The 1543-nt window shown below is 74.0% G+C and carries 1 protein-coding gene; it reads right to left on the reverse strand.

Going from position 1 to position 1543, the window contains the following annotated elements; genetic code table 11:
* Positions 1-1380, reverse strand: a 1380-nt coding sequence (locus ACFV5N_RS27730) for an ATP-dependent DNA helicase RecG (protein ID WP_385605270.1), incomplete at its 3' end; no start/stop codon positions are given.
* Positions 1381-1543: the final 163 nt, after the last annotated feature.

Here is a 1543-nt window from a genome sequence, read left to right on the forward strand (position 1 = left end):
GAAGACGGTCATGGCGACGGTGCGCGGGATCGGGGTGGCGGTCATGACCAGCAGATGCGGCGGGCGCTTCCCCTTGCCGCGCAGCGCGTCGCGCTGCTCCACGCCGAACCGGTGCTGTTCGTCCACCACCACCAGGCCCAGATCGTGGAACTTCACCACGTCCTCGATGAGCGCGTGGGTGCCGATCACGATGCCGGCCTCGCCGGTGGCCGCCTCCAGCAGCGCGCGGCGGCGGGCGGCGGCACCCATGGAGCCGGTGAGCAGGGTGACGCGGGTGCCCTGATCGGCGCCGCCGATCAGGCCGCCCTCGGCGAGGTCGCCCATCATCTCGGTGATGGAGCGGTGGTGCTGCTGGGCGAGCACCTCCGTGGGCGCCAGCAGCGCGGACTGGCCGCCGCTGTCGGCGACGGCCAGCATGGCGCGCAGGGCCACCAGCGTCTTGCCGCTGCCGACCTCGCCCTGGAGCAGCCGGTGCATGGGGTGGTCGGTGGCCAGGTCGGCGAAGATCTCCTCGCTGACGGTGCGCTGGCCCTCGGTGAGAGTGAACGGCAGCCGGGCGTCGAAGGCGGTGAGCAGCCCGTCGGCGGCGGGGCGGCGCGGGGTGGCGGGCAGCTGGCGGTCGGCGTGCCGTCGGCGGGCGAGAGCCACCTGGAGGACGAACGCCTCGTCCCACTTCAGGCGGTCGCCCGCGGCGGCGATGTCGGCCTTGGTGCGGGGGCGGTGCACCTTCTCGAAGGCCTCGGGCAGGGCGATGAGGCCGCGCTCGCGGCGCAGCGCGTCCGGGAGCGGGTCGATCAGCCCGGCCCAGCCGGAGGCGGCGAGCGAGTCGAGGACGAGGGCGACGGCTTTGGCGAGCTTCCAGGACTCCAGCTGCTTGCAGGCGGGGTAGAGCGGCAGCAGCCGCCCGGCGAACTCGCGCGCCGCGGCGGCTCCGTCGCCGGGGGCGTCACCGGTGTCGGCGCCGAGCAGTTCGTAGGCGGGGTGGGCGAGCTGGAGCTTGCGGTTGAAGACGGACACCTTGCCGGCGAACATGCCGCGCCGGCCCGGCACCAGCTCCCGCTTGTGGTGGTGGACGCCGCGGCCGAAGAAGACCAGCTGGAGGCGTCCGCTGCCGTCGGTGAGGGTGACCTCCAGGCGCTGGCCCTTGCCCCGGTTGAACGTGTGGGTGCGGGCGTCGGCGACCTCGGCGACGACGGTCACGTGCTCGTCCAGCGGCAGTTCGGCGAGCCGGGTCAGCTCGCCGCGCTCGGCGTAGCGGCGCGGGTAGTGGTGCAGCAGGTCGCCGACGGTCCGCAGGTCGAGGTGGTCGGCCATCACCTTGGCGGTGGTCCCGCCGACGACCTTGGCGAGGGGTTCAGACAGCGCGGTCACGGTGCCCATTGCACACCATGACGCCGACATCCCGACGGCTGCCCGCGCGGCGGCGGCCCGCACCGGCGGTCGTTGCGCCGTCCGGGTGAACACCGGGAACCGGAGCCCCCGGACGACGGTTGACCACCCCGCCCGGGTGGTCGGCCGTCGATCCCCCTTGATCATCGGGAAC

Origin of the sequence: Streptomyces sp. NPDC059853, from assembly GCF_042731495.1 — a bacterium.
In the GTDB taxonomy this organism is placed as follows: domain Bacteria; phylum Actinomycetota; class Actinomycetes; order Streptomycetales; family Streptomycetaceae; genus Streptomyces.